The 25230-nt window shown below is 73.4% G+C and carries 27 protein-coding genes; 11 read left to right on the top strand and 16 right to left on the bottom strand.

Translation table 11 applies throughout. The features are described from left to right. The first annotated feature begins 307 nt into the window (after nt 1-307). Nucleotides 308-1315, top strand: a complete 1008-nt coding sequence (locus DEJ24_RS04785; RefSeq protein WP_111077506.1) for a LacI family DNA-binding transcriptional regulator — start codon at nt 308-310, stop codon at nt 1313-1315. Nucleotides 1316-1505: 190 nt separating this feature from the next. Here the strand turns inward: DEJ24_RS04785 and DEJ24_RS04780 are convergent, their stop codons facing one another. Beyond that, on the bottom strand, nt 1506-2180 hold the full coding sequence (locus DEJ24_RS04780; protein ID WP_375334692.1) for a TrmH family RNA methyltransferase: 675 nt from the start codon (nt 2178-2180) through the stop codon (nt 1506-1508). Between the two features lie 110 nt (nt 2181-2290). Between DEJ24_RS04780 and DEJ24_RS04775 the strand changes: the two genes are divergently transcribed. After that, nucleotides 2291-3088, top strand: a complete 798-nt coding sequence (locus DEJ24_RS04775) for an HAD-IIA family hydrolase (RefSeq protein ID WP_110905264.1) — start codon at nt 2291-2293, stop codon at nt 3086-3088. Here DEJ24_RS04775 and DEJ24_RS04770 read toward each other — a convergent pair. Then, nucleotides 3085-3924 carry a CPBP family intramembrane glutamic endopeptidase gene (locus tag DEJ24_RS04770; protein ID WP_181436521.1) on the bottom strand — a complete coding sequence of 280 codons (840 nt, stop codon included), beginning with the start codon at nt 3922-3924 and terminating at the stop codon, nt 3085-3087. The genes DEJ24_RS04775 and DEJ24_RS04770 overlap by 4 nt on opposite strands. 46 nt (nt 3925-3970) lie before the next feature. On the opposite strand from DEJ24_RS04770, the gene DEJ24_RS04765 reads away from it, so the two are divergent. After that, the gene (locus tag DEJ24_RS04765; protein WP_111044906.1) at nt 3971-4666 is read left to right on the top strand and encodes a metal-dependent transcriptional regulator; all 696 of its coding nucleotides are present in this window, start codon (nt 3971-3973) and stop codon (nt 4664-4666) included. Nucleotides 4667-4917: 251 nt separating this feature from the next. Here the strand turns inward: DEJ24_RS04765 and DEJ24_RS04760 are convergent, their stop codons facing one another. Then, nucleotides 4918-5562 carry a HEAT repeat domain-containing protein gene (locus DEJ24_RS04760; RefSeq protein WP_111077504.1) on the bottom strand — a complete coding sequence of 215 codons (645 nt, stop codon included), beginning with the start codon at nt 5560-5562 and terminating at the stop codon, nt 4918-4920. A gap of 90 nt (nt 5563-5652) precedes the next feature. Here DEJ24_RS04760 and DEJ24_RS04755 point away from each other — a divergent pair, with 90 nt between their 5' ends. Next, nucleotides 5653-6606, top strand: a complete 954-nt coding sequence (locus tag DEJ24_RS04755) for an aldo/keto reductase (RefSeq protein WP_111077577.1) — start codon at nt 5653-5655, stop codon at nt 6604-6606. 93 nt (nt 6607-6699) lie between these two features. Here DEJ24_RS04755 and DEJ24_RS04750 read toward each other — a convergent pair whose 3' ends face one another. Further along, nucleotides 6700-8715 (bottom strand): hypothetical protein, encoded by a 2016-nt coding sequence (locus DEJ24_RS04750; RefSeq protein WP_111077503.1) that lies wholly within the window; start codon nt 8713-8715, stop codon nt 6700-6702. Beyond that, on the bottom strand, nt 8712-9263 hold the full coding sequence (pyrE, locus tag DEJ24_RS04745) for an orotate phosphoribosyltransferase (RefSeq protein ID WP_110903816.1): 552 nt from the start codon (nt 9261-9263) through the stop codon (nt 8712-8714). The genes DEJ24_RS04750 and pyrE overlap by 4 nt, the downstream gene beginning before the upstream one ends. Before the next feature lie 89 nt (nt 9264-9352). Between pyrE and DEJ24_RS04740 the strand changes: the two genes are divergently transcribed. Both DEJ24_RS04740 and DEJ24_RS04735 read left to right on the top strand, forming a co-directional pair. Then, nucleotides 9353-11038, top strand: coding sequence for a hypothetical protein (locus DEJ24_RS04740; protein ID WP_111077502.1), 1686 nt, complete (start codon nt 9353-9355; stop codon nt 11036-11038). Nucleotides 11039-11186: 148 nt separating this feature from the next. Further along, nucleotides 11187-12548 carry a M23 family metallopeptidase gene (locus DEJ24_RS04735; protein ID WP_111077501.1) on the top strand — a complete coding sequence of 454 codons (1362 nt, stop codon included), beginning with the start codon at nt 11187-11189 and terminating at the stop codon, nt 12546-12548. Nucleotides 12549-12564: 16 nt separating this feature from the next. Here DEJ24_RS04735 and DEJ24_RS04730 read toward each other — a convergent pair whose 3' ends face one another. The 6 genes from DEJ24_RS04730 to DEJ24_RS04705 are packed head-to-tail and all read right to left on the bottom strand — an operon-like array spanning nt 12565 to nt 15548. Further along, nucleotides 12565-13380, bottom strand: a complete 816-nt coding sequence (locus DEJ24_RS04730) for an aminoglycoside 3'-phosphotransferase (protein WP_258374726.1) — start codon at nt 13378-13380, stop codon at nt 12565-12567. Nucleotides 13381-13383: 3 nt separating this feature from the next. Further along, on the bottom strand, nt 13384-13965 hold the full coding sequence (locus tag DEJ24_RS04725; protein WP_111077500.1) for a hypothetical protein: 582 nt from the start codon (nt 13963-13965) through the stop codon (nt 13384-13386). Beyond that, complete coding sequence (locus DEJ24_RS04720) at nt 13962-14576, bottom strand: hypothetical protein (RefSeq protein WP_111077499.1); 615 nt, start codon at nt 14574-14576, stop codon at nt 13962-13964. The genes DEJ24_RS04725 and DEJ24_RS04720 overlap by 4 nt, the downstream gene beginning before the upstream one ends. Continuing rightward, on the bottom strand, nt 14573-14914 hold the full coding sequence (locus DEJ24_RS04715; RefSeq protein ID WP_111077498.1) for a hypothetical protein: 342 nt from the start codon (nt 14912-14914) through the stop codon (nt 14573-14575). The genes DEJ24_RS04720 and DEJ24_RS04715 overlap by 4 nt, the downstream gene beginning before the upstream one ends. Next, nucleotides 14911-15102, bottom strand: coding sequence for a DUF2273 domain-containing protein (locus tag DEJ24_RS04710; protein ID WP_111077497.1), 192 nt, complete (start codon nt 15100-15102; stop codon nt 14911-14913). Before DEJ24_RS04710 ends, DEJ24_RS04715 begins: the two co-directional genes overlap by 4 nt. Beyond that, the gene (locus DEJ24_RS04705; protein WP_111077496.1) at nt 15099-15548 is read right to left on the bottom strand and encodes an Asp23/Gls24 family envelope stress response protein; all 450 of its coding nucleotides are present in this window, start codon (nt 15546-15548) and stop codon (nt 15099-15101) included. Before DEJ24_RS04705 ends, DEJ24_RS04710 begins: the two co-directional genes overlap by 4 nt. A gap of 118 nt (nt 15549-15666) precedes the next feature. Here DEJ24_RS04705 and DEJ24_RS04700 point away from each other — a divergent pair, with 118 nt between their 5' ends. Further along, a complete protein-coding gene (locus DEJ24_RS04700; RefSeq protein ID WP_110903723.1) occupies nt 15667-16503 on the top strand; it encodes an exodeoxyribonuclease III in 837 nt (278 codons plus the stop codon). 188 nt (nt 16504-16691) lie between these two features. On the opposite strand, the gene DEJ24_RS04695 is transcribed toward DEJ24_RS04700, so the two are convergent. Further along, nucleotides 16692-17615: an AEC family transporter gene (locus tag DEJ24_RS04695; protein ID WP_111077495.1), complete on the bottom strand. Its 924-nt coding sequence runs from the start codon at nt 17613-17615 to the stop codon at nt 16692-16694. Between the two features lie 61 nt (nt 17616-17676). Here DEJ24_RS04695 and DEJ24_RS04690 point away from each other — a divergent pair, with 61 nt between their 5' ends. Together DEJ24_RS04690 and DEJ24_RS04685 are read left to right on the top strand one after the other, a co-directional pair. Further along, nucleotides 17677-18267, top strand: a complete 591-nt coding sequence (locus DEJ24_RS04690; protein ID WP_111077494.1) for a nitroreductase family protein — start codon at nt 17677-17679, stop codon at nt 18265-18267. A 21-nt stretch (nt 18268-18288) separates the two neighbouring features. Then, a complete protein-coding gene (locus DEJ24_RS04685) occupies nt 18289-19050 on the top strand; it encodes an HAD-IIB family hydrolase (RefSeq protein ID WP_111077575.1) in 762 nt (253 codons plus the stop codon). A gap of 74 nt (nt 19051-19124) precedes the next feature. On the opposite strand, the gene DEJ24_RS04680 is transcribed toward DEJ24_RS04685, so the two are convergent. Together DEJ24_RS04680 and DEJ24_RS04675 are read right to left on the bottom strand one after the other, a co-directional pair. After that, a complete protein-coding gene (locus tag DEJ24_RS04680) occupies nt 19125-19748 on the bottom strand; it encodes a phosphoribosylanthranilate isomerase (protein WP_111077493.1) in 624 nt (207 codons plus the stop codon). A gap of 61 nt (nt 19749-19809) precedes the next feature. Then, nucleotides 19810-20865, bottom strand: a complete 1056-nt coding sequence (locus DEJ24_RS04675; RefSeq protein ID WP_111077492.1) for a serine/threonine-protein kinase — start codon at nt 20863-20865, stop codon at nt 19810-19812. 220 nt (nt 20866-21085) lie between these two features. Here DEJ24_RS04675 and DEJ24_RS04670 point away from each other — a divergent pair, with 220 nt between their 5' ends. Further along, nucleotides 21086-21283 (top strand): DUF2945 domain-containing protein, encoded by a 198-nt coding sequence (locus tag DEJ24_RS04670; RefSeq protein WP_111077491.1) that lies wholly within the window; start codon nt 21086-21088, stop codon nt 21281-21283. Between the two features lie 19 nt (nt 21284-21302). On the opposite strand, the gene DEJ24_RS04665 is transcribed toward DEJ24_RS04670, so the two are convergent. Beyond that, nucleotides 21303-22016: a DedA family protein gene (locus DEJ24_RS04665; RefSeq protein WP_111077490.1), complete on the bottom strand. Its 714-nt coding sequence runs from the start codon at nt 22014-22016 to the stop codon at nt 21303-21305. A gap of 157 nt (nt 22017-22173) precedes the next feature. Continuing rightward, nucleotides 22174-23385, bottom strand: a complete 1212-nt coding sequence (locus DEJ24_RS04660; protein WP_181432819.1) for an ROK family protein — start codon at nt 23383-23385, stop codon at nt 22174-22176. Between the two features lie 62 nt (nt 23386-23447). On the opposite strand from DEJ24_RS04660, the gene DEJ24_RS04655 reads away from it, so the two are divergent. Then, on the top strand, nt 23448-25133 hold the full coding sequence (locus DEJ24_RS04655) for a beta-N-acetylhexosaminidase (protein WP_111077488.1): 1686 nt from the start codon (nt 23448-23450) through the stop codon (nt 25131-25133). Nucleotides 25134-25230 lie beyond the last annotated feature (97 nt).

Raw genomic sequence — 25230 nt, 5'->3', positions numbered from 1 at the left:
AGCAACCCACCACCCCCCCCGATCGCGACAACTGACAAGAATGTTGCAGTCGCAATTCTGTAGTGCTTTTGCATTTGTTCTCCCTACGGACATGAACCTAGAGCGGGCGACCCGGACAACACCATGTGAAACCCCACAGCTTGCGAGCGATCGCTTTCCGGTGCCCCCTCGCGTACGGCGATGGTGAGGTGACAGCCCCTCTGCTCGCGACCGGGCCCGCGCTGCCCGCCCCCGGGCGTGGAGCGCGACAGCGGTACGATCGAGGGGACGCACCCGGCGGGTGCGCAGCCGGAGGTCGAGGATGACGATGGGGAACACCAAGCCCGCGACGATCTACGACGTCGCCGCTCGCGCGGGGGTGTCGAAGTCGCTCGTGTCCCTCGTGCTGCAGCGTTCCCCGCGGGTGAGCGAGCAGCGTCGGGCAGCGGTCCTCGCGGCGATCCAGGAGCTCGACTACCGCCCCTCGACGGCGGCGGTGTCACTCGCCGGCACGCGCTCGCGGACCATCGGCGTGGTGCTCGACGACTTCCGGAACCAGTGGTTCGTCGACCTGCTCACCGGCCTCCGCGAGTCGCTGCAGGACCAGGGACACCGACTCGTCGTCGCGGACCGGTTCCTCAACACCGGGCTCGACGTGTCCCCCGTCGAGGGGTTCCTGTCCATGCGCGTCGAGGGGCTGGTGATCGCCGGCGAACCGGACCCGGACCTCGTCGTCCCTGCCGGCACCCCGGTCGTCGTCGCCGGCGGACGGGCAGCGCTGCCGCGGGCCGACACCGTGGCGAACGACGACCTGGCCGGTGGCCGGATGGCTGCCGGGCACCTCGTCGAGCTCGGACACGTCCGGCTCGGCTTCGTCGGCGGACGGTCGGCCGCGAGTGACGCCCGACTCGAGGGCTGGCGCGCCGGGATCGACGTCGCCGCCGGAGTGGGCGACGACGTGACCGGGGTGGCCGTCGTGCTGGCTGCCGACGTCACCGAGGAGACCGGCGTCAGCGGCACCCACCGGCTGCTCGACGAGCACCCCGACGTGACGGCCGTGTTCGCGGCGAACGACGTGACCGCCCTCGGCGCGATGTCCGCGATCGCCGATCGAGGCCTCCGCGTCCCCGAGGACGTCTCGGTGATCGGGTACGACGACACCCCGATCGCGGCTTCTCGGTACGTCGGGCTCACGAGCATCGACGACCGGAGCATCGACATCGGCCGGGGTGCCGGCGCCCGGTTGCTCGAGCGCATCGCGGACCCGACGCTGCCGACGACCGAGGTGCTCGTCGAGCCGAGGCTCGTCGCCCGTCGGACGACCGCGCGCCGCTAGCCCGGACGCCCGAGCACCCGGCCCCGTTCGCCACGCCCGGCCCCGTTCGCCGAGGTCGCGACATCGTGCGCTCTCGCGGCCGGAAATGCGCACATCGTGCGACCTCGACGGGACGCGAGCGGCGAGTCGTGCGACCTCGACGGGACGCGAGCGGCGAGACACCCCGACGCCCCGCCGCCCCGCCACCCCCTCAGGCGGGGAGCTCCGCGTGCCGGACGACCCAGCTGTGCATGACGATGGCCGCCGCCGCCGAGGCGTTGATGCTCCGCGTCGACCCGAACTGCGTGATCTCCAGGTGTCCGTCCGCGCCCGAGACGGCCTCGTCGGTCAGACCCGGCCCCTCCTGCCCGAACAGGAACACGCACCGCGCCGGGATCGACGCCGTCTCGATGCGCGATGCCCCGGGTGTGTTGTCGATCGCGACGACCGGACGCCCCTCGGCGCGCATGACCGCGAGGAACGCGGCGACGTCCTCGTGGTGCCGCACGTGCTGGTACCGGTCGGTCACCATCGCCCCGCGGCGGTTCCAGCGGCGACGCCCGATGATGTGCACGGTCCCCGCCAGGAACGCGTTGGCGGTCCGGACGATGGACCCGATGTTCGGGTCGTGCTGCCAGTTCTCGATGGCCACGTCGAAGCTGTGTCGGCGGGTGTCCAGGTCGGCGACGATCGCCGCCATGCTCCAGTACCGGAAGCGGTCGACCACGTTGCGCGTGTCGCCGTGCTCGAGCAGTTCCGGGTCGTACTGCGGGCCCTCGGGCCACGGCCGCGGGTGCGGTCCGACGCCGTGCGTCGTCGCCTCGTGGGTGGGTGGGAGCGCCGGCGTCGGCTCCGGCAGGTCGCCGGACGGGAGGCCCTGGGTCACGTGACCAGCGTACGGTGCGTCCGCCGCGCCTCCCGTGCGGACGCCGCCCGGCCGCACACGCCCGGACGCACACGCCCGACCGGGCGAGTCCACCGCACTACGCTGACCCCATGGCATCCCGCGACGAGGTCGAGTGCTGGCTGACGGACATGGACGGCGTGCTCGTCCACGAGAACCAGGCGCTCCCCGGCGCCCCCGAGCTGATCCGGCAGTGGCAGGACCAGGGCACCGAGTTCCTCGTCCTGACGAACAACTCGATCTTCACCCCGCGTGACCTCAGCGCCCGACTGCGCCAGTCGGGACTGCACGTGCCCGAGGAGCGCATCTGGACCTCGGCCCTGGCGACCGCCGACTTCTGCGCGTCGCAGATGCCGAACGGCTCGGCGTTCGTGATCGGCGAGGCCGGTATGACGACCGCCCTGCACGAGGCGGGCTTCATCATGACCGAGACCGCCCCCGACTACGTCGTCGTCGGCGAGACCCGGAACTACTCGTTCGAGGCGATCACGAAGGCCGTCCGCCTGATCCGCGACGGCGCGCGCTTCATCGTGACGAACCCGGACGCGACCGGCCCGAGCGCCGAGGGCGTCCTGCCCGCGACGGGGGCGATCGCCGCCATGATCGAGAAGGCCACCGGCAAGCAGCCCTACGTGGTCGGCAAGCCGAACCCGATGATGTTCCGTTCGGCGATGAACCGGATCGGTGCCCACTCCGAGAACACCGGCATGATCGGCGACCGGATGGACACCGACGTGCAGGCGGGCATCGAGGCGGGGCTGCACACCGTCCTGGTCATGACCGGGATCAGCGACCAGGCCGAGATCGACAAGTACCCGTTCCGGCCGAGCGAGGTCATCGCGGGCGTGCACGAGCTCCTGCACACGGAGCCGTACGAGGTCGAGATCTAGAGCCGGTCCATCGCCGGTACGGTCCGCCACCGTCGGCGCGACCGCCAGGCGCGGTCGTCCCGCCAGGCGACGAGCGCGCCGGCGACGACGCCGAACAGCAGCACCGCGAACGCCGCCAGACCGAGCAGCCCGACGAGGAAGAAGTCGAGCCCAGCGCCCCGCGAGGCACTGACCGCGATCGCCCCGAAGTCCCAGAACGCGTGCAGCAGCACCGGGGCGAGCAGGTTGCCGGTCAGGCGTCGCGCCAGGTACAGCGTCGACCCGAACGAAGCGGCGAACACCACCTGCACCACCGTCTGGCCGACCGGGGCCCCGGCCAGGACGTTGACGAAGTGCAGCAGCCCGAACAGGGCGCACGACGCGAGCCACACTCCGACCTCGGGCAGTCGGCACCGCAGTCCGACGATCAGGACGCCGCGGGTCAGCAGCTCCTCGAACACCCCGACGAGCAGCACGCCGACGGTGAGGAGCAGGAAGTAGTCCGCGGACTTCCCCGCCCAGTCCACCAGCGGCAGCCGTCCGATGCACACCGCGAGGACGAGGATCGGTGCGAGCATCGTCCAGCGCGGTCGACCATGCGTCGGGTCGACCGTCGCGATCCGCCACCAGCCGAGCGCGGTGACGACCACCACGAGGACCGCTGCGACGATCGACTCCGGGACCACCAGGTCGTGCAGGACGCTGTCGGTCGTCAGGCCGAGCGAGTCGTAGTCGTCACTCGGGCGCGAGCGGACGATGCTGTAGGTGGCGAAGAGGACCAGCGGGGCGATGCCGACGAGCAGCGACGGCGGGACCGGCCACCACCGTCGACGGCGACGGACGGCGGGAGGTTGCACGGGGGTCACCTCACGGTTGTACCAGGGTCGGCCGTAGCATTGGCGCATGCGCCTGCCCTCCCTCAGCACCATGGCGGAGGACTACGTCAAGCTGGTCTGGAAGGCCGGCGAACGCGGCGGCGAAGGGGGTCTCGCCACGCGGGACATCGCGGCCGCCCTGCACGTGTCCGCCTCGACCGTGTCGGGCAACCTCCGGAAGCTCGACCGCGACGGGCTCATCGAGCACACGCTGTACCGCGGCGTGGTCCTCACCCCGCTGGGGCAGCAGGCCGCCGTCGCCATGGTCCGTCGGCACCGGCTCATCGAGACGTTCCTGGTCGAACGACTCGGCTACTCGTGGGACGAGGTGCACACCGAAGCCGAGGCACTCGAGCACGCCGTGTCGGAGACGTTCCTCGACCGCGTCGACGCCGACCTCGGGCACCCCACGCACGACCCGCACGGCGACCCGATCCCCAGCGCGGACGGCGTCGTGCCGGACTCCCCCGGGGCGCTCCTCGGCACGGTCGACCCGGGCGTCTGCGGAACCGTCGAGCGGGTCTCGGACGACGACCCGGCGCTGCTGCGCTACTTCGACGAGCTCGGTGTCGGGCTGGGGACACACCTGCGGGTCGAGCAGGTGCGGGACTACGCGGGGGTGGTGGCGGTCTCGCGGCGTGACGCCGGCGGGGCGGAGGCGATGGTGGACCTCCCGGCCGCCGCTGCGACCGCCATCTGGTTGACTCCCGACGCGCCCCACTGACACGCGCGTCGCGCTGACGCGCCCGCCGCGCTGACGCGCGCGGGCGGCGGCCCTCGAGATGCCGCGATCCGCGCATCTCGGAACCCGAGATGCGCGAATCCTGCATCCGCGGCGGGGTGCCTGCGGCGTGTTGCGCTATCTCGGGAGGCACGTGCTCCGGCCCGTCGCGCCCGCCGCGCCCGCCGCGCCGGACGGCCCGCCGCGCCGGACCGCCCGTCCCGCCGGACCGCCCGTCCCGCCGGACCGCCCGGTCAGCCCTTCGCGGACCGCGTCCGCCCGAGGGCGACCTCGCGCCGGGCACGCGCGAGCGCCAGCGCCGACCCCGCGTCCGGGTCCTCGAGCAGCCGCGCCGTCTCCGCCGCGTGCTCCCGCACGTCCGGGTTCCGGTGCTCCGCCCCCGCGGCCAGCACCGGCGACGCGACGTCCGCCCCGAGCCCGGCGAGCGCACGGCTCAGCGCCAGGCGGGTCTCCGCGTCCCCGTGCCCGAGCTGCACCGCGAGCGTGCGGGCGAGTGCGGGCCGGGCGTCCTCGGGGGCGAGCAACACCGCGGCACGCCACGCGGTCCGGGCGACACCCGGGTCGACGTCGCCGAGCAGCTGCGCCACCTCCGGGTACACCGACCCGTCGCGGATCTTGGAGAGGGTGTGCAGCGCCTGGCTCCGCGCCTGCGCCTCCGGACGGTCGAGTTCGTCGAGCAGCCGCGGGACCACCAGGTCGGCCGGGAGGCGCACCAGCGCCCACGTGAGCATCTCCCGCACCTGCAGGTCCGGCTCCACCGCGCACTGCGCCACGAGGACGTCGAGCTCGTCCACGGACGGCGTGGTCCCGGCGGCCATCACCGCCCGGAGTCGGACGGCGGGACGGGGGTCGGAGAGGTACGAGGCGAGCGTCGGCATGGCTCCTCCACCTCACCCCGCGCACCTGAGTGGCAGCCCGGCGAGGGGCATACCGTGGACGAGATCGTACCGACCTGGAAGGACTCCACCATGCCCCGTATCGGCTCCAGCGACCTCACCGTCTTCCCCCTCGCCCTCGGCGGCAACGTCTTCGGCTGGACCGCGGACCAGGAGGCCTCGCACCGGGTCCTCGACGCCTACACGGGTGCCGGCGGCGACTTCGTCGACACCGCGGACGTGTACTCCGCGTGGGGCGAGGGCAACTCCGGCGGCGAGTCCGAGACCGTGATCGGATCGTGGTTCGCCGCGTCGGGCAAGCGCGACGACGTGACGATCGCGACGAAGGTGTCGCAGCACCCGCAGTTCCCCGGGCTGTCGGCGGACAACGTCGCGAAGGCCGCACGTGCGAGCCTGCAGCGGCTCGGTACCGACCGGATCGACCTCTACTACGCGCACGCCGACGACCAGGACACCCCGCTCGAGGAGACCGTCCGCGCGTTCGACCAGCTCGTCCGCGAGGGCCTGGTCCGCCACACCGCGATCTCGAACTACTCGGACGAGCGCGCCGCGGAGTGGATCCGGATCGCGAAGCAGCACGACCTGGCCGTGCCGGTCGCGATCCAGCCGCACTACAACCTCGTCAACCGCGAGCCGTACGAGTCCGACATCGCACCGCTCGCGGCGCGGGAGCACCTGGGCGTCGTGCCGTACTTCGCCCTCGCCGCCGGGTTCCTGACCGGCAAGTACCGGACGAAGGAGGACTTCGCCGGCAAGGACCGCGAGCGCCAGGTCTCCGGCTACTTCTCCGACCAGGGTCTGGCCGTCGTGGACGCCCTGTCCGAGATCGCGGCGGCGCACTCCGCCGAGATCGCCACGGTCGCGCTCGCCTGGCTGCAGGCGCAGCCGGACGTCGTCGCTCCGATCGCCTCGGCGCGCAACACCGAGCAGCTGCCGGCGCTCCTCGCCTCGGCCGAACTCGACCTCAGCACCGAGGAGCTGCAGACGCTCACCGACGTCTCGGCGGCCGTCCCCGCGGCGTCCTGACCGGGTCACGGTCGCGCCCTGCGACCGACCGTCGGACGGGAGGCTCCCCACCAGCGGGTGGGGAGCCTCCCGTCCGTGACGTGGTGCGTGCGGTCAGTCTCCGGTGACGGGTGGTGCGGCCGGTGGCTGCACCGAGAGCGCCGCGGCCGGGCTGCTCGACGGCGAGGCCGGGTGCTCGTCGATCGTGTTGCCGCGGATCCACGAGGTGATGAGCAGCACGAGGAGCAGGAGCACCACGATGATCGCGATCGAGCCGTAGACCAGGAGCTGCTTGCCGCGGCGCCCCTCGTTCTGCAGGCGGGCGAAGCCCTCGTTGATGAAGTTGTCGCGGTCGGCGCCGGTTGCTCCCGGGCCGTCCGCGGCGGCACCGGCGTGCGGCGCGACGACGGCGGGCATCATCCGGGTGCTGGTGTCCTCCGGGCGGGAGGCGTCGGCGTCACGGAGCTGCTGGATCGCCTCGGTGCCGAAGAGGTCCTTGATGACGCCGGTGTCGCTCGTCTCACGGCCCTGCCACTCGGACTGGTCGATGTCCTCGGGAGCCGGGCCGTGCGCGCCGTCGACGCCGCCGTCGAGCCGGAACGACGGGTCCGTCGGAGCGGGCGTGGGCGTCTGCCAGTCCGGGATCGGCCACGCAGGGGTCGGGTCCTGACGAGGGGCGGACGACTCCGGGCCGCGCGGCTGCGGCCCGGCCTGGGCCTGGCGTTCGGGGTGGCGCTGGGCCTGGCGTTCGGGCTGGCGCTGGGGTTCGACGAGCGGCGGGACGGCCGAGCGTCGGTCGGTGTCGTCGTCCTCGGCTTCCCACCACGGGACCGCGGGCGTCGGCAGCACCGAGGGCGGTGGGACGGCTGCGGCCGAGCGCGGCGAGAACGCGGCGGTGGGGGCCGCGCCGCGGTCGTCGTCGAGGTCGTCGTCGTCACGGTCGTCGCCGGTGGCGAGGTCGTCGTCGGCCAAGTCGTCGTCGGCCAAGTCGTCGTCGCCGGGGGCCGTGTCGTGCACGACGACCTCGACGTCACCGGGGAACACCTCGCCGGTGCGGGCCGCGTCGTCGCTCAAGGACCAGCTCGAGCCGGAGGGCGTCGTCCGCTCATCGGTGCGGTCATCGGTGCGGTCGTGCTCGGGGATCGTGCCCCGACCGGGCTGACGGGCCGGCTCCGTCGGAACGACCGCAGCGGGCTCGACGACGGGGTCGACGACCGGATCGGCACCGACCGGGGCGCCCGTCGCCCAGGAGTCCGCCGCGACGAGGTTCGTGTCGAACGCGTCACGGGTCAGGGTCGTCGGGACCTCGCCGGTCTGGTCGTCCAGCAGGGACCAGTCGAACGGACGGTCGGCCTGCGGAGCGGCATCGACGTCGTCCCCGAGACGCAGGAGTTCGGTGAAGGTCGGCGGCTCGGACGTGGGCGGCAGCGCGCCCTGCACCCCGACCGGCTGCGCGTCGGGACCACCGCGGAACGCGGGCGGCACCGGCGTCCCGCCGGCAGCGCCCGCGGTCGGACGGGCACGGCCGAGCCAGTCGACGTCATCACGGCCGACGCCGTCCGGGTCGGTGCGGCGGCGCTCGTCCTCGATCGCCCGGGCCTCGGCAGCACGGAGGTCACGATCGGACCGGGCGGTGGGCAGCGAGATCGCGCGGGGGTCCGGGGCGTTCGACACCGGCGGCACGGCGGCGGGCGGCGGCACCCGGCCCGCGACACCGCCCGGCAGCGCCAGCTCCTCGGGCATCGAGATGGCCTGGGTCGCCGCGGGGTCCGGCTCCGCCGCGGCATCGGCCTGCCCGTGCACGTCGTCGGCCTGCCCGTGAGCGACCTCGTCGTGCTCGTGCTCGTGGTCGGCCTGCGGCGCGGAGGCCGGTACCGACGCGGGGGCCGTGAACGGCTCCGGCTCCGGCTGTCCCGCCTGTCGAGCGGCACGTTCAGCCTCACGACGCTCACGGCGCGACGGCCACTCCTCCTCGGTGATCGGCGCGCCGAAGATGTCCGCCGCACTGCGGAGACCGTGGAACGGAGCGTCCGGGTCGGGACCGCGCCGAGCCTCCTGTCCGTCGCCCCCGTCTTCGGGCGCGACCGACCGGTCGGACTCGTCGCGCCCCTCCGGACGCTCCTCGGTCACGCGGACAGCCCCAGGTCGGCCAGCCCGATCGCCGCCAGGTACGGGTAGCCGGCCGCCTCGATCTTCTCCTTGGCGCCGGTGTCCCGGTCGACGACGACGGCGACGGCGGCGATGACCGCGCCCTCGCGCTCGAGCGCCTCTGCGGCCTTGAGCGGGGACCCACCGGTGGTCGAGGTGTCCTCGAGCACGATGACGCGCTTGCCGCGGACGTCGGGGCCCTCGACCTGACGGCCGCGGCCGTGGTCCTTGGGCTCCTTGCGGACGACGAAGGCATCGTACGAGCCACCACGTGCCGCGGACTGGTGCAGCACGGCGCTCGCGATCGGGTCGGCGCCCATCGTCAGACCACCGACGGCGTCGACGTCCGGGACGCTCGCGATGAGGTCGGTCATGACCTGGCCGATCAGGGGCGCGACGCGGTGGTCGAGGCTCACCTTGCGGAGGTCGATGTAGTAGGAGGCCTGCTTCCCGCTGGTCAGCGTGAAGTCGCCGTGGAAGACCGCATCGGCCTTGATGTGCTCGATCAACTGCTCGCGCGCGTGGGTCACGGTGGTCAAGGGTAGCGGCGACGGCCGTTCCGCGCTCACCCGGGCGCACTGTCCGGCTGCTCCGATGCCGACGCCGGTACGCTCCGGTCATGCCCCTCGCCCGTCCGCGGGACGGCGTCCGACCGATCGAGGCCGGCGACCGCCGCCCCCGATCCACCGTCGTCCGGGCGGTCGCGCAGGAGGCCCTCGGAGCGGTCCTCGCGCTGGTGCTCGCGGTCCTCGCCCTGCGTCACGTGCTCGCCACGGCCCGGGTGGCGCTCCTCTGGTACGACGGGGACTCGGTGCTCCTGCCGCTGGTGGCGCGGTCGATCGCGCTCGGACAGCCGTTCGAGTGGGCGATGTCCCCGGCGCTGTTCTTCTTCCCCGAGCTGCCGGTCTACCTGGCGACCGCGGCCGTGACCGCGACACCGCAGCAGGCCCTGGCGCTGAACGGTGTCCTCGTCCTGCTGGCCGTGTACGCCCTCGTCCGGGCAACGGCGAACGAACTCATGCCGTCGGCCGGTCGCCCGGCTCGGGTCGCCGTGTCCGTGGTCGCCGTCGTCCTGCTGACCATGCTCGTGCTGACCGAGTCCTCGGCGACCGCGACCTCGCTCGAGCTGGCCTCGCTGCTCCTCACGACGACCTACTACTACGGCGCGGTGCTCGCGATGCTCGGGACCGCCGTCCTGGTCCTCCGGACGGCGCGGACCGGGCGGGCTTCCGTCCCCGTCCTCGTGACGCTCGGGCTGGTGGCGGCGCTGAGCACGGCCTCCAACCCGCTGTACGTGCCGTGGTCAGCCGGACCGGTCGTCGTGACGCTGGCACTGCTCGCGCTCGCCCGTCGGGTGCCCTGGCGACCGGCGACCTGGGTCTCGGTGACGCTGACGCTCGGTGCCGTCGTCGGGTACCTCCTGCGGATCCCGCTGCGGCCGTTCGTCTCCCTCGACCCCTCGACCTACGTGCACCCGGAGCGGGCCGGGGCGACCGCGGCGTTCTTCGCGTCGCTCACCGACGACCGGGCGGCGTCGGCGGCCGGGGACGCCGGACTGCTGCTCATGCTGCTCGGGGTGCTGCTGAGCGCCGGCGGGACGGTCTGGGCGTGGCGCGCACGGACCTCCCGGACGGTGCTCGTGGCGACCGCGCTGCCCCTGGTGACGATCGTGGCCGTGTCGGTCGGGGTGGTCGTCGCCGGCTCGGAGACACCGCGCTACCTCGAGCCGGTCGTCGCGATGCCGCTCCTGGCCGTCGTCGCCGTGTGCGAACTCACCCGGACCGCCGTCCGTCGGACCCGGCTGCACCGACCGGTGCGCGGTCTCCGGACCGCGCTGGCGGTCGCGGCCGCCGCGGTGCTCGTCCTCGGGATCGCCGTGACACCCGGCACGGTCGGGGCCGTGGCATCGGCGCGCTACACGCCGGTGGCCTGCCTGGACCGCTGGGTCGACGCGCAGCGGAACGCGGGTCGCGACCCGGTCGGCGTCGGTCAGTTCTGGACGGTCCGTCCGCTCGCGGCCTACGCGGAGCAGGACGTCCGACTGCTGCAGGTCCGCGACTCGTTCGACACCTACCCGTGGCTCGTCGACCTCGGCGCCTACCGGGACGCCCGCCCGGACTACGTCGTGATCGGCTCCGGGGACGTCTGGACGACCCCCGTCGAGGACTCGCTCGGACGTCCGGCGACCATCACGCACTGCACCGGGTACGACGTGTACGACTACGCGGGCACCCGGGGCGCCGACGTGCTGCGGCAGCGGGTCGTCGGGTCGGCCGAGCAGATCCTGCGCGACCGCGGGTTCTGAACGGGCGGGTCCCGCGCGACGGGAGCCCTCGCGCCCGGTCCGGGGCACCGGGGTACGGACCCTCCACATCCCGATCTCGCGCCCGTGTCGTCCACAGCGGAGCGTCGCCGCAGGGTTCCACCTGTGTGGATGTATAGGCTCCGTTCCGATGTCTCGCACCGTGGTCCCCGCCTCCCGTCCCCGCTCCGCCTCCGCGGGCCGCCGACGCCTGCTCGCCACCGCGCTCGCGATCGCCGGCCTGGTCGGCTCGCTGGTCCTCGACGCACCGGTCGCGCAGGCCGCCTCGTACCCGTCGTGGGACGACGTCCTCGCGGCCCGGGGCAAGGAGTCCGCCAAGCAGTCCCAGATCGTCGAGATCCGCGGCATCATCGCCAGCCTGTCGGAAGAGGCGGACGCCGCGAAGGCCGAGGCGGATCGACTCGGTGCCGCGTTCGAGGCCGCACAGCGCAAGGCCCTCCGCGCCGCCGAGAAGGAGCAGGCGCTCCGCGACGACGCCGAGGAGCACGCCGAGATCGCCGACGCCAGCGCCGCGCAGGCCGGCCGCTTCGCCGCGCAGATGGCCCGCTCGGGCGGTGGCGACGTCACGACCAGCGTGATCACCGGGGGCGAAGGCACCCGCGATCTGCTCTACGACCTCGGAGCACTGAGCAAGCTGTCCGAGCAGGCCGAACGCGTCGAGACCGCGGCCACCACCGACGCATCCGTCGCCCGCTCCCTCACCGACCAGGCCGACCGGGCAGCCGTCGCACTGAAGGACCTCGCCCAGGCCGCGCAGGACCGGATGGGCGAAGCACAGGCCGCGTCCGACCGTGCCCAGGCCGCCTACGACGAGCAAGAGGACAACAAGTCCCGGCTCGAGGCGCAGCTCACCTCGCTGACGTCCGGCCGTGCCACGACCGAGGCCCAGTACGAGAAGGGCGAACGGATCCGCAAGGCCGAGGAAGAGCGCAAGCGCAAGGCGCTCGAGGCCGAGCTGGCCCGCCAGCTGCGTGCCCAGCAGGCGGCGGCTGCCGCGGCTGCGGCGAACCAGGGCGGCGGTGGCAGCGGTGGCGGCGCTCCGTCCGCCGGTGGTGGCGGGGCGGCACCGGGCTCCGGCTCCGGGTCCGGCTGGGTCCGCCCGGCCGGTGGCTGGATCACCAGCGGCTACGGCGTCCGCGTGAACCCGTACACGGGCGCGGTCGCCATGCACGACGGCCTCGACCTGGGCAGCGGCTGCTCCACCGCGATCGTCGCCGCCTCCGCCGGCACCGTCGAGTACGTCGGCCGGTACGGCGGCTACGGCAACTACGTCCGCATCGACCACGGCGGCGGCGTCAAGACGGCGTACGGCCACATCGTCGACGGCGGGTTCCGGGTCGCCCCCGGACAGCGGGTGGGCGCTGGTGCCCTGATCGCGCTCGTCGGGTCGACCGGCAACTCGACCGGCTGCCACCTGCACTTCGAGACGCACGTCGGCGGCGGCACCGTGAACCCGGTCGGGTTCATGGCGGCTCGCGGGGTCGGCTTCTAGTCCGCCGGACCTGCGATCAGGGCCGGGAGGCCCCTCCCGCACCGCGCGGATCGTCGACGTCGTCGACGTCCACCTCCCACATCATGCGGTACCAGGCCGTCCGGTCCCGGTCCTGCGGCAGCCCGTACGCCTCGTGGAACAGGTCGTCCCACCCGGGGCCGTGGTTCCACCCGAGGCTCATCGACGCCACCGCCAGGTCGGCCCACCGGTCCGCGACCCCGAGGGCGCCGAGGTCCACGTGCCCGATCCACCGCCCGTCGTCGCCGACCAGGGTGTTCGGCGTGCAGGCGTCGCCGTGGCAGACGACCAGCTGGTCGGTCTCGGGCTGCGGTCCCATCGCGTCGACGTCGCGTCCGGCTGCCCGGGCACGGTCGAGTCGTTCCCCGGTCGACCAGACGAACGGGCACGACGCGACGGGCAGGGTCTCGTGCATCGCTCGGAGCCCCTCCCCCACCGCGATCACCGCCGTGCGCGGGTCGTCGTGCCACCGCGGGTCGACGGCGCTCCACCCGACGACCGGCCGGGTGGTCATCCAGGCGCCGGACCCGTCCGCTCCGTGGTCGACGACCTCGGGCACGGTGAGCCACCGGCCGGTCCACCGCAGTCGGGCGACCTCGGCGGCGATCCAGGGCGCGTGGTGCGGCGGCACCCACTTCACGTACGCCTCGGCACGGTCGGGTGACGGGCCGATCCGGAAGGTCGTGCCGCCCGCGGAGTTGACCCACACCGGCACGAGGGTCCGGCCGTCGGCGACCTCGGCGACGGCGTCCGGGACCGTGACCGGTTCGTCCGGCTGCCCACCGCGGCCGGCCAGGTCGTCCGGTCGTTCCACGGGTCAGCGCACCCGGTCCGGGCGCGAGGAGCCCCCGCGGACGATCCGGAGCAGCACCGGCAACCGCTGTCCGAGCAGTGCGTCCAGGTCGCGGACGACGTCCTCGACGCGGTCGACGACCTCCCGTGGTGGTGCTCCGCGCCGGGTGCGGACGACGATCCGGATCGCGGTGCGGCGGCGGACGCGCCGGACGTCGACCACCAGGGACGCGACCTGCGGCAGCGGGCTGATGGCGGCGGAGAGCGCGTGTTCGACCGCCGCGGCCTCGATCCGGACCTGACCGGGCAGTGAACCGTCGGGCCCGTCGTCCTGCAGGACCGTGCCGGTGCGGCCACCCCCGATCGCGCTGAGCACGAGCAGCGCCAGGACGCCGAGGACGACGGCGCCGCCGAGCGCCCACCACCACGCGGACGAGTCGGCAGCGCCGGACCGGACGCCGCCGAGCGTCCGGTCCGCGGCCGTGTGCCAGAGGTCCGCCGCGGCGGGCAGCGTCTGCACCAGGACGACGGCGGCCCCGAGCGCCAGGAACACCAGGCCGACCAGGACCAGGACGACCCGGTTCAGTGCGCGGTTCGTGCCGTTCATCCGTCGATCCGGCCGGTGGAGCGCACGCGGACGTGTGCGGTGAGCGGGGGGACGGCGTCGACGGCGGCGAGTTCGCGTTCCACGGCCTCGGTGGCGGCGAGCGCGGCGACGTCCACCCCGGAGGCCGGCAGCAGCACGACGTCGAGCGTCCGGCGACCGACGGAGCCGACGGCGGCATCCGGCGCGAGACGGGTCGCGGCGCGGGCGGCGCGGGCTGCGGCGGAGGCCAGGACCTCGTCGTCGACGACCACACCGAGTCGGGCCGAGCGGACGGCGTGCCGGGGTCGTCGGGACGGCAGGAGCCCGTGCAGCAGGAACCAGAGGCCGACCAGGGCGATGACGGCACCGACGGCGACGACCACGGCGTCGACCAGGCCGGCCGGGGCCCGGACGGCGGTGTCCACGACGGTGCGCGGGTCGATGCCGACGATGCGCTCGTCGAGCAGGACGACGACCGCGGCGGTCCCCACGGCCGCGGCGAGCACCAGGAGCAGGACCATCGCGGCGACGACGGAGGGTGTCCTCGACGCCGACGTCTCGCGCCGGACCATGCGACGCACGAAGCGGTCGTCGTCCGCGGGCGGGGTGTCCTTGCCGGGCTCCGGGCTCACCGGACCCTCCGCGGGACGTCCAGGACGGCGGACGAGAAGGTCACCGAGACACGCTCGACCTTCCGCCCCGTGATCGTCCGCAGGCGGTCGGCGATGGTGGCGCGGGCGCGGTGCGCCGTGGCGAGGACCGGCTCGTCGGGGACGGTGTGCGAGCCGAGTGCCGGCAGCACGAGCGGGCTGGTGACCTCGACCGCCAGCGCACCGCGACCGTCGTCGACGACCCGGGCACGGACCTCCCGGAGCGGGGCACGGAGCGCCTCGGCGGCGACGGCCTGGGCGGTGTGCACCAGTGCCGGGGACGCGATCCGGTCGGTGCCGGGCAGCGCGGCTGCGCTCACGAGGAACTCCGGCGACCGCGGAGCACGTCGAGCAGGCGGCGGACGTCGACGTCGCCGCTGACGATGCGGCCGACCAGGCCGCCGAGCGCGATGGCGACGGCGACCACGACGAACGCCCAGAAGCCGAGTGTCAGGGCGACGATCGCCAGGACCGCCCCGACGGCCATGCCGACGACGGTGGTGTTCACCGGACGCGCGTCTCGGGCGCAGTGGCGGGGGCGTCGAGCGCGGGGATGTCGACGTCGACGATCGCGATGTTGACCTCGGTGACCTGCAGTCCGACCAGGTCGGTGACGGCGTCGGTCACGGCCTGGCGGACCGCGGAGGCGACCTGCTGCATCGGCATCGGGTAGGCGACGACGAGGGTCAGGTCGACGGCGGCCTGGGTCTCGCCGACCTCGACGCGGACGCCCTGGCCGAGGTCGCTCGAGCCGATGGCGTCACGGATCGCGCCGAACGCCCGCGCGGTGTTGCCGCCCAGGGCGACCACGCCGGCCACGTCGCGGGCGGCGATGCCGGCGACCTTCGCGACGACCGCGTCGTCGATGATCGTGCGGCCCTTCGCGGTGACCTGGGTGGTGGTGCTGCCGGTGGTCGTGCCGTCCACGCGGTCGGAGTCCGCCGTCGTTGCCATGAGTGCCTCCTGCGGTGCTGGTCTGATGTGGGTCCAGGCAACACCCTGCCACCGGGGCGTGTCCGCCGACAGGGCCGCCCCGGGCGGCCGGTCGGTTGCTCCCGGTAGGTTCGATCCCATGCGCGTCGCGACCTGGAACGTCAACTCCGTCCGCACCCGAGTCGGTCGGGTCGTCGACTGGCTGGTGCGGGAGGACGTCGACGTCCTCGGCATGCAGGAGATCAAGTGCAAGCCGGAGCAGTTCCCGGTCGAGGCGTTCGAGGCCGCCGGCTACACGGTCGAGGCGCACGGCCTGAACCAGTGGAACGGCGTCGCGTTCGCCAGCCGGCTGCCGATGGAGGACGTCACCCGCGACTTCCCCGGCCAGCCGGGATTCCTCAAGGGGCAGGAGGGCCCGGACCTGCCCGTGGAGGCTCGTGCCATCGGTGTCACGGTCGAGGGCGTCCGTCTGTGGAGCCTGTACGTCCCGAACGGCCGTGAGCTCGGCGACCCGCACTACACGTACAAGCTCGACTGGCTGGCGCAGCTGGCCGACCGCACCGCCGAGTGGCTGCAGGCCGAGCCCGACCTGCCCCTCGCGCTGATGGGCGACTGGAACGTGGCACCGCTCGACGAGGACGTCTGGGACATGCGTGTCTTCGAGGGCTCCACGCACGTCAGCGAGCCGGAGCGTGCGGCGTTCCGCACGTTCGAGGAGCGTGGCCTGCAGGACGTCGTCCGGCCGCTCGTGCCGACCGGGTACACGTACTGGGACTACAAGCAGCTCCGCTTCCCCCGCAACGAGGGCATGCGCATCGACTTCGTGATGGGCTCGCAGGCGTTCGCTGACGTGACGGTGGGCGCCACCATCCACCGCGACGAGCGCAAGGGCGACGCCCCGAGCGACCACGTTCCGGTGTCGGTCGACCTGGACCTCGACACGGTCCTGGACGACGACCGCCCGATGATCTTCTGACCGGCCGGGAGGCGCGTCCCGGCCCCGCCCCGCGCCTCCCGACCGGCCCCGCCGGCCCCGCCGCGCCGCTCACCTCCGCCGAACGGTCACACCCTGTCGCTCAAGCCGCCCCCAGCCGACACTCCGTGACCCCTCGGCGGAAGACTGCCGGCCCGGGCTGGCGCGGTCCGACGGCGCGGCCGCACGCCCTACGGGTGCAGCAGCGCCGCGATCCCGACCAGGACCGGCACCGACCCGACGGTCGTGAGCAGCACCACGTCCCGTGCGACCGGCACCGCGGCTCCGTACCGCTGGGCGTAGTTGAAGACGTTCTGGGCCGCCGGCAACCCGCCGAGGACGGTGAGCACGAACACGCGCTGGTCGTCGAGCCCGAAGGCGTACCGGGCGAGCAGGAACGCGACCGCCGGCATCACCAGGAGCTTCACGCCGCTCGCCAGCAGCACGTCGACCCGGGTGGCCGCGTCCCGGAGCGGTGCCGCGCCGTGCAGGTTCATCCCGAACGAGAGCAGCACGACCGGGACCGCGGCGCCGCCGACCAGGGCGAACGGCTCGAGCACCGGGTCCGGCAGCGTGACGCCGGTGACGGAGCAGAGCAGGCCGAGCAGCGACGCGATGATGAGCGGGTTCGACACCGGCCCGAGCACCCGACGTCGCCAGCCGCCACCGGAGGCCGTGGCCGCGTCGAGCACGGTCAGCGCGATCGGGGCCATCACGACGAGCTGGAGCATGATCACCGGCACCACGGCGGTCGCCTGACCGAGGACGTAGACGGCGACGGGCAGCCCGATGTTGTTGGCGTTCGAGTACGAGGCGGCGAGTGCCCCGACGGTCGTGGTGGTGAGCGGCCGCCGGAGCACGAGCGCGAAGACCAGGGCGGTGCCGGCGGCGACGGACAGCGCGGTGATCGCCGACACGGCGAGCATCGGCGAGAACAGCGTCCGGACGTCGGCCGTGGCGATCGTGTGGAACAGCAGGCACGGCATGAGGACGAAGAACGCCAGCCGACTCAGCACGAACTGCGCGTGCGGTCCGAGCAGTCCGGCGCGACCGACGCCGTAGCCGGTCACGATGACGGCGGCGATGATCGCGAAGCCGATCAGGACGCCACTCATCCTGCCCATCTTCGCAGGCGCGTCGGGAAATACCGGTGATCCCACGGTTGTTCGGGCAACCATGACCACGCAGACGACGCTCTCCCGCTCCACGGACTCCAGCCAGCCCCTCGTGCCCCTGCTCGAGGAACGGTGGAGCCCGCGCTCCTACGACGAGACCGCGACGATCTCGGACGCGCAGCTCGATGCCCTCCTCGAGGCCGCTCGCTGGGCGCCGTCGGCTGCCAACACGCAGCCCCGGCGGTTCATCGTCGGTCGTCGCGGCTCGCGCACCTTCGACGCGATCCACGCCACGCTGATGGGCTTCAACGGTGCCTGGGCGCACCGCGCCGGCGCACTCCTGGTCGCGATCGCCGAGCCGGTGACGGCCGACGGCGAGGCGCGACGCTGGGCGGAGTACGACCTCGGCCAGTCCGTCGCCGCACTCGCCGTCCAGGCACACGCCGAGGGTCTGCACCTGCACCAGATGGGCGGCTTCGAGGTCGACGCGGTCCGCGCCGCCTTCGACCTGCCGGAACACCTCGTCCCGGTGACGGTCACCGCGATCGGTCACGTCGCCGACGCCGCGCAGCTCGACGAGAAGGCAGCAGAGCGCGAGGTCGCCCCGCGCACCCGGATCCCCCTCGACGAGGTCGTGCTCGTCAAGGAGTAGTCGCCTGGCATGATCGAGGGCATGTCCGCACCTCGCCTCGTCGCCTTCGACCTCGACGACACGCTCGCGCCGTCGAAGTCCCCGCTCGATCCGCAGATGCTCGAGACGTTCGCCGCGCTGCTCGACGTCGTTCCCGTCGCCGTCATCAGCGGCGGGAACTTCCAGCAGTTCGAACAGCAGCTCGTCACGCCGCTCCGGAAGCGTCCGGGGCTGCGTCTCGACGACCTGCACCTCCTGCCGACGTGCGGCACCCGGTACTACGCGTGGGAACAGGACTGGGTGCTGCAGTACGCCGAGGACCTCACCGACGATGAGAAGGCCCGTGCCCTCGCCGCCGTCGAGGCGCAGGCGAAGGACGCCGGCTACTGGGAGTCCGAGACGTGGGGCGCGATCCTCGAGGACCGCGGGTCGCAGGTGACGTTCTCGGCGCTCGGCCAGGCCGCCCCGGTGGACGTCAAGAAGCAGTGGGACCCGACCGGAGCGAAGAAGGACGACCTCCGCCGCCGTGTGCAGGCCGAGCTCCCCGACCTCGAGGTCCGCTCCGGCGGCTCCACCAGCGTCGACATCACCCGGAAGGGCATCGACAAGGCGTACGGCATGCAGCGCCTGGCCGAGATCACCGGCATCGCGCTCGACGACATGCTCTTCGTCGGCGACCGGCTCGACCCCGAGGGCAACGACTACCCCGTCAAGGCCCTCGGTGTCCCCTGCCACGCGGTGGAGGGCTGGGAGGACACCGACGCGTTCCTCCGCGAACTGATCCCGACCCTCCGGACCGCCTGACACGCCTCCCGGCCGGGAGGCCCGCCCGACGTCGTCAGGTCATCGGACCGTCGGACCGTCGGACCTGCGGACCGTCAGGGGATGCTGCGGACCGCCTCGACGAACGCCCGGATCGCACGCACGTCCTTGACGCCGCGTCCGGACTCGACACCGCTCGACACGTCGACGCCGTCGGGGTCGAGGCGCTGCACGAGACCCGCGACGTTCTCCGGCGTGAGGCCGCCGGCCAGGATCCACGCCTCGTCGACGGTGCCGGTCAGCGTCGCCGGGTCGACCAGGTGCCCACTGCCGGGGACGGCCGCGTCGAGCAGCAGCAGGTCGTGGTCGAACGCGGTGCGCTGTTCCGCGGTCTCGGCCAGGTAGTCGGCGGCAGCGAGGGCGCGGATCGTGAAGAAGCCGGCGTCGCGGGCGCGGGCGAAGTCCGACGCGGACTCGCGGCCGTGCAGCTGCAGGGTGGTGAGCCCGACGGCCGAGGCGATGCCGACCACCTCGTCGATCGGCTGGTCACGGAACACCCCGACGGCGTCGACGCCGTCCGGCAGGCGCTCGGCGAGCTCCTTCGCGGTGTCGGCGGTGACGGTGCGGGGGCTTCCGGCGGCGAAGACGAACCCGACGGCGTCCGCCCCGGCCTCGACGGCGGCGTCGACCGCCTCCGGGGTGGAGAGGCCGCAGATCTTGATCCATCGCTGGTCGCTCATGCACCCATCCTGCCTGATCGGCCGCAGCGAGCAGCCAGTGGGGGGCGGCTCGTGCTCCCGCTCAGTGCAGCACGCCGACGACGTAACTGCCGATGCAGGCCGCCGCGACCGCCAGCGCGGTGGCCGACGCGGCCAGCACGTTCCGTCGACGCCAGCGCCGGACCACGTCGAACGTGCCGCGCCGGGCGTGCCGGTGGGCTGCCCGGTGCATGCGGTGCTCCTTGCGGCGGACCTCCCGGTCGGGCCCCAGCGGCACCGGACCGGTGACCTGCGTCGATCCGCCGCGCAGGGCGCGGGCGACCGCGACCGCCGTGGGCCGGCGTGCCGGGTCCCGCGCGGTCATCAGGGTGAGCAGTTCCCGCCACTCGGAGGCGACGGTGTCGGGGACCTGCGGGTCGCGGCGGAGCCGGGCGAGGGCTGCCTCGATGACGGTGCCGGAGTACTCCTGCACGCCCGTCAGCGACTCGAGCAGCACCAGGCCGAGCGAGTAGACGTCGGTGGCGTAGCTGATGGGCTCGCCGGCGACCTGCTCCGGCGACAGGTACGCGGCGGTGCCGATGATCGTGCCGTCGTTGGTCAGCCGCGAGCCGTCGACGAAGTGCGCGACGCCGAAGTCGGTGAGCTTGACGGTCCGGACGAACCCGGACGCACCCTCGTCGCTCAGCAGGATGTTCGCGGGCTTGACGTCCCGGTGCACGATCCCGCGGGAGTGCACGTAGGCCAGGGCATCGGCGAGCTGCGCCCCGAGGTCCGCGACCTCGTAGTTGTGCAGCGGGCCCTCGGCCAGGCGGCGCAGCAGGGTGGCGTCCGCGATGAGCTCCATCACGATGAACCGGTGCGGGCCGTCCTCGAAGTCGTGGGTGCCGGCGTCGTAGAGCGGGATCAGACCCGGGTGCGAGAGCATGCTGAGCAGGCGGATCTCGCGCTCCTGGCGGACGCGGTCGGCGGTGGTCATGCGCTCCGGCGTCGCGAACATCTTCACGGCGACGGCACGGTAGGTGTGCTCGTCACGTGCCTCGTACACCGAGCCCATGCCGCCCGTGCCGATCAGTTTCACGAGGCGGTACCGTCCTGCCAGGACGGTGTCCGCTCGCGCGGTGTCGGTGGCCAAGCTCATGCGTTCGTCGATCCTTCAGGAGTCCGGATCCGCGTCGGTCCTCGCGGTGTGACTCCTCGGCAACGGTACGCGCGGGCGCGTCGATCCGAGGCCCGGTTACCCGAATGTGACCCGTCCTCGGGGCACAACTGCGCATCAGGGATGGTGCCAGCGTCCTGTGGAGCGGCCCGGGTACCGTCCGGGTCCCGGACAGCCGGTCCGGACGAGGCGGGAGGCCGACATGCGCAAGGGCGACGAAGTGCACTGGAACACGTCCCAGGGCACGACGACGGGCAAGCTCGTCGAGAAGAAGACCGCGGACTTCGAGTTCGACGGGCAGGCCTTCAAGCCGACCGACGACGACCCGTACTGGATCATCGAGTCCGAGAAGTCCGGCAAGAAGGCGGCCCACAAGGAGTCGGCGCTCACGAAGGCGTAGGGGCCACCACCCCCGTCGGCTACTCCGACGCGGTCGAGCGCGCTGCGGCCCGGCCGCGTCGGACCCGACGGACGACGAACGCCACCACGATCACGACCACCGCCAGGTACACGGCCCGGTCGATCCACTCGGTGTACGCCTCGACGCGCTCGTACTGGGTGCCGAGGGCCGCGCCGCCGAGCACCAGGATCGAGTTCCAGAGCCCGCTGCCGAGCACGGTGAACAGGCTGAAGGTGCCGAGGTGCATCCGGTCGGCGCCCGCCGGCAGCGAGATCAGGCTCCGCACGACCGGCACCAGACGCCCGAAGAACACCGCGCTCTTGCCGTGCCGGTGGAACCAGGACGCGGCTTTCCGGAAGTCGTCCTCGTCGACGAGCGGCAGCTTGCCGAACCAGCGGACGGTCCGGTCGAAACCGATCACCGCGCCGAGCCAGTAGAGCACGAGGGCCCCGACGTACGAGCCGGCGGTCGCCAGGACCAGCACGAGCGTCAGGTCCATCCGGCCGGCACCCCCGAGGAACCCGGCGAGCGGCAGGATCACCTCGGACGGGATCGGCGGGAACACCGTCTCGATGAAGAGCATGAGGGCGACGCCCCACTCCCCCATCGAGTCGATGACCTGCAGGACCAGGCCGGTCAGCCCGCCGATGTCGGGGTCCGGGCCACCGCCTGACCCGGAGGACGCGGTCGGGACGCCGGCGTGGGCGACGGTCGAGGGCACGGCAGTCGTCATCCCGTCACCCTGCCTGAGCGGGCTGACAGACTCCGGTGTACGGCTCGCCCGCGCGACCACTCCCGCCACCCCCGACCGCGGCGACCGCCCAGGCCGCCGCGCCCGCCCCGTCCGCCCAGGCCGCCGCGCCCACCCAGACCGTCGCGGCGCTGCCCGGTCAGGCGACGCCGGCGTGCAGCCCCGCGCCGAGCCCCAGCCGCTCGGCCCGCGCGGTCGCCAGGGACCGCGCCACCGCTCCCCGCGACACCGCGTCGCGCCCGAGGCCGGACGGCACCACCGCCACCGCCGGGGCGCCCGGGACGCCGAGGCCCGGCAACCGCTCGAGCTCGGCGGCCAGGGCGGTACAGAACTCCTCACCGTCGGGCAGCACCTCGCCACCGACGACCACGACCTCGGGGTCCACGGCCGCCACGAGCTGCGCGACCCCGGGTGCCACGTCCGCGGCGAGCGCACGGACCGCGGCCCGCCCGTCCTCCACGCCCAGTGCGGCGCCGGACCCGCCCGCCAGGGCGCTGCCACCGCGACCACCCGGGGACGTCGGGCCCGTGCCGGGACCGGTCCGGGCCTCCAGGGCGCGCGCCGCACCCGGCCACCCGGTCGCGGCGAGTCCGCCGACCTCGCCCGCGGCTCCGTGGGCTCCCTGCGCGACCGCGCCCCCGACGACCAGTGCCGCGCCGATCTGTCGTCCCATCACCAGGAGCAGGCCGTCGCGGACGCCGTGCAGGCGGCCCCAGGCGGCCTCGGCGCGGGCCGCTGCCTTGGCGTCGTTCTCGAACACGGTGACCGCGTCGGGGACCAGTGCGGCGATGCGCTCGGTGATGCCCTCGCTCTGCCACTCGGGCGCGGCGACCGTGTGCACGATCCGGCCGGTGCGGTCGATGATCGCGGGCACGCAGACGGTCACCGCGAGCAGCCGTCCGGGCGGCAGGGTGCCGACCAGGCGGTCGACGACCTCGCGGACCGCGGCCACGGCCTGTTCGATCGGCGCCAGGGTGGGGGCGAACTGCTCGGTGCGGGCGACGGGGTCGCCGTGCAGGTCGGCGAGGACGCCGACGACGGCGTGCAGGCCGAGGTCGATGCCGAGCACCAGTCCGGATCGCGCGTCGATGCGGAAGCGTCGAGCTCGTCGTCCGGCGCGGTTGGGGGTGGCGACGGCCTTGAGCTCCTCGACCCACCCCTCGGCGACCAGGTCGGTCAGGGCCGCCTCGACGGTGGGCCGCGTCAGACCGACGGCGGCGACGAGCTCGGTGACCGTCCGGGAGGCCCGCCCCGGGTCCCCGACGTCGGGTCCGGCCCGGAACAACTCGGCCAGGACCGCGCGGGAGTTCATCCTGCGGAGCAGGGCCGGGGAGCTGCCGATCGTTGACATGCTCGAGTGCGTCGCCATAATCTCCACATTACGAAAGACCGTTGAGGAATGGTGGAACCGACATGCTGATCCCCCGACCGCGATCCCGGAACGACTCGTCCGGCACCTTCACCATCGACGAGCGCACGCGCATCAGCGCCGAGCCCGCCACCGAGTCGACCGCACAGTACCTGCAGCAGGTGCTCCGAGCCTCCACGCGGCTGCCGCTGTCCGGCGCCGACGACTCCGACGCGCCGGTGATCGCCCTGCGGATCACCGCGACGCCGGAGGACCTGCCCGCCGGACCGGGCGAGGACCGCGAGGAGTCGTTCCGCCTGACCGTCACGCCGGACGCCGTCACCGTCGAGGGCGGCGGCGCTGCCGGGGTGTTCTACGGCGTCCAGGCGCTGCTGCAACTGCTGCCCGCCGACGTGTACCGCCGAGGACAGGTCCGCACCGCGGCGTGGACGCTGCCGGCGACCGTCGTCGAGGACGCTCCCGCGTTCGCCTGGCGCGGCGTCATGCTCGACGTGGCCCGGCACTTCCGCACCAAGGCCGAGGTGCTGCGCGTCATCGACCAGCTCGCCGCGCACCGGATCAACCGCATGCACTTCCACCTCACCGAGGACCAGGGCTGGCGCATCGAGATCAAGAAGTACCCGCGGCTCACCGAGGTCGGCTCCTGGCGCCGGGAGTCCCAGGTCGGCGCGCACGTCCCCGACGCCGACGGGGTGCTGCAGGTCGCCGGGTACGACGGCCGTCCGCACGGCGGCTTCTACACGCAGGACGACATCCGCGAGATCGTCGCCTACGCCGAGGACCGCTTCGTGACCGTCGTGCCCGAGATCGAGACGCCCGGGCACGTCCGCGCCGCCCTCGCCGCGTACCCGGAGCTCGGCGTCCATCCGGAACGTCGGGTCGAGGTCTGGACGGAGTGGGGCGTGGCGCACGACGTCCTCAACGCCGACGACAGCACGGTGCAGTTCTTCGAGGACGTGTTCGACGAGGTCGTCGCGCTGTTCCCGTCCGCCTACATCGGACTCGGCGGCGACGAGTGCCCGAAGGACCAGTGGGAGGACGACCCGCGGACGCAGGAGCGCATCCGGCAGCTCGGGCTCGAGGACGAGGAGCAGCTGCAGGCCTGGATCGTCGGACAGCTCGCGGCACACATCGAGTCGCACGGGCGACGGGCGTTCGGCTGGGACGAGATCCTCGAGGGCGGCACGCTCTCCCAGTCGGCGACCGTGGTGTCCTGGCGCGGCATGCGCGGAGCGGTCACCGCGGCCCGTCGCGGGCACGACGTCATCTCCACCCCGGACGACCAGGTGTACCTGGACTACCGGCAGAGCGACCTGCCGAACGAGCCGATCCCGGTGTCGATCGTGCTCACCGTCGACGACGTCTACGCGTTCGACCCGGTGCCGTCGTCGTTGACCGAGGCCGAGCGGGCGCACGTGATCGGCGGCCAGGCGAACATGTGGACCGAGCACGTCGACACCGTCCGACGGCTCGACTACCAGCTGTTCCCCCGCGTGGTCGCGCTGTCCGAGGCACTCTGGTCGGCGGACGTCGCCGGGCCGCGGGACGTCGCGGACTTCCGGGAGCGCCTGACCGAGCACCTGACCCGCCTCGACGCCCTCGGGGTGGAGTACCGCCACGAGTCCGGGCCGCTGCCGTGGGAGGAGCGCCCGGGCGTCCCGGGCCGCCCGCACTCCCGCGAGGAGCGCGCCGCCTACATCGACGCGGTCACGGCGAACATCGCGATGTAGTCCGGCTGCCTGCGGGGCGCGCCCACCGGTGGCGACACCCCGCTCACCTCCGCCGAGTGGTCATGAACTGTCGTTCTCGAGCCTCCAGAACGACGCT

It is taken from the genome of Curtobacterium sp. MCPF17_001 (assembly GCF_003234615.1).
GTDB lineage: Bacteria > Actinomycetota > Actinomycetes > Actinomycetales > Microbacteriaceae > Curtobacterium.
The sequence above is the reverse complement of the archived record's forward strand: the minus strand, read 5'-3'. Positions and strand labels throughout refer to the sequence as shown.

Excerpts from the sequence above, each read along its gene's own strand:
- DEJ24_RS04785 (WP_111077506.1), top strand. The coding sequence starts at position 308 with ATGGGGAACACCAAGCCCGCGACGATCTACGACGTCGCCGCTCGCGCG.
- DEJ24_RS04775 (WP_110905264.1), top strand. The coding sequence starts at position 2,291 with ATGGCATCCCGCGACGAGGTCGAGTGCTGGCTGACGGACATGGACGGC.
- DEJ24_RS04765 (WP_111044906.1), top strand. The coding sequence starts at position 3,971 with ATGCGCCTGCCCTCCCTCAGCACCATGGCGGAGGACTACGTCAAGCTG.
- DEJ24_RS04760 (WP_111077504.1), bottom strand. The coding sequence starts at position 5,562 with ATGCCGACGCTCGCCTCGTACCTCTCCGACCCCCGTCCCGCCGTCCGA.
- DEJ24_RS04755 (WP_111077577.1), top strand. The coding sequence starts at position 5,653 with ATGCCCCGTATCGGCTCCAGCGACCTCACCGTCTTCCCCCTCGCCCTC.
- DEJ24_RS04740 (WP_111077502.1), top strand. The coding sequence starts at position 9,353 with ATGCCCCTCGCCCGTCCGCGGGACGGCGTCCGACCGATCGAGGCCGGC.
- DEJ24_RS04735 (WP_111077501.1), top strand. The coding sequence starts at position 11,187 with ATGTCTCGCACCGTGGTCCCCGCCTCCCGTCCCCGCTCCGCCTCCGCG.
- DEJ24_RS04725 (WP_111077500.1), bottom strand. The coding sequence starts at position 13,965 with ATGAACGGCACGAACCGCGCACTGAACCGGGTCGTCCTGGTCCTGGTC.
- DEJ24_RS04705 (WP_111077496.1), bottom strand. The coding sequence starts at position 15,548 with ATGGCAACGACGGCGGACTCCGACCGCGTGGACGGCACGACCACCGGC.
- DEJ24_RS04700 (WP_110903723.1), top strand. The coding sequence starts at position 15,667 with ATGCGCGTCGCGACCTGGAACGTCAACTCCGTCCGCACCCGAGTCGGT.
- DEJ24_RS04695 (WP_111077495.1), bottom strand. The coding sequence starts at position 17,615 with ATGAGTGGCGTCCTGATCGGCTTCGCGATCATCGCCGCCGTCATCGTG.
- DEJ24_RS04690 (WP_111077494.1), top strand. The coding sequence starts at position 17,677 with ATGACCACGCAGACGACGCTCTCCCGCTCCACGGACTCCAGCCAGCCC.
- DEJ24_RS04685 (WP_111077575.1), top strand. The coding sequence starts at position 18,289 with ATGTCCGCACCTCGCCTCGTCGCCTTCGACCTCGACGACACGCTCGCG.
- DEJ24_RS04680 (WP_111077493.1), bottom strand. The coding sequence starts at position 19,748 with ATGAGCGACCAGCGATGGATCAAGATCTGCGGCCTCTCCACCCCGGAG.
- DEJ24_RS04675 (WP_111077492.1), bottom strand. The coding sequence starts at position 20,865 with ATGAGCTTGGCCACCGACACCGCGCGAGCGGACACCGTCCTGGCAGGA.
- DEJ24_RS04670 (WP_111077491.1), top strand. The coding sequence starts at position 21,086 with ATGCGCAAGGGCGACGAAGTGCACTGGAACACGTCCCAGGGCACGACG.
- DEJ24_RS04665 (WP_111077490.1), bottom strand. The coding sequence starts at position 22,016 with ATGACGACTGCCGTGCCCTCGACCGTCGCCCACGCCGGCGTCCCGACC.
- DEJ24_RS04660 (WP_181432819.1), bottom strand. The coding sequence starts at position 23,385 with ATGTCAACGATCGGCAGCTCCCCGGCCCTGCTCCGCAGGATGAACTCC.
- DEJ24_RS04655 (WP_111077488.1), top strand. The coding sequence starts at position 23,448 with ATGCTGATCCCCCGACCGCGATCCCGGAACGACTCGTCCGGCACCTTC.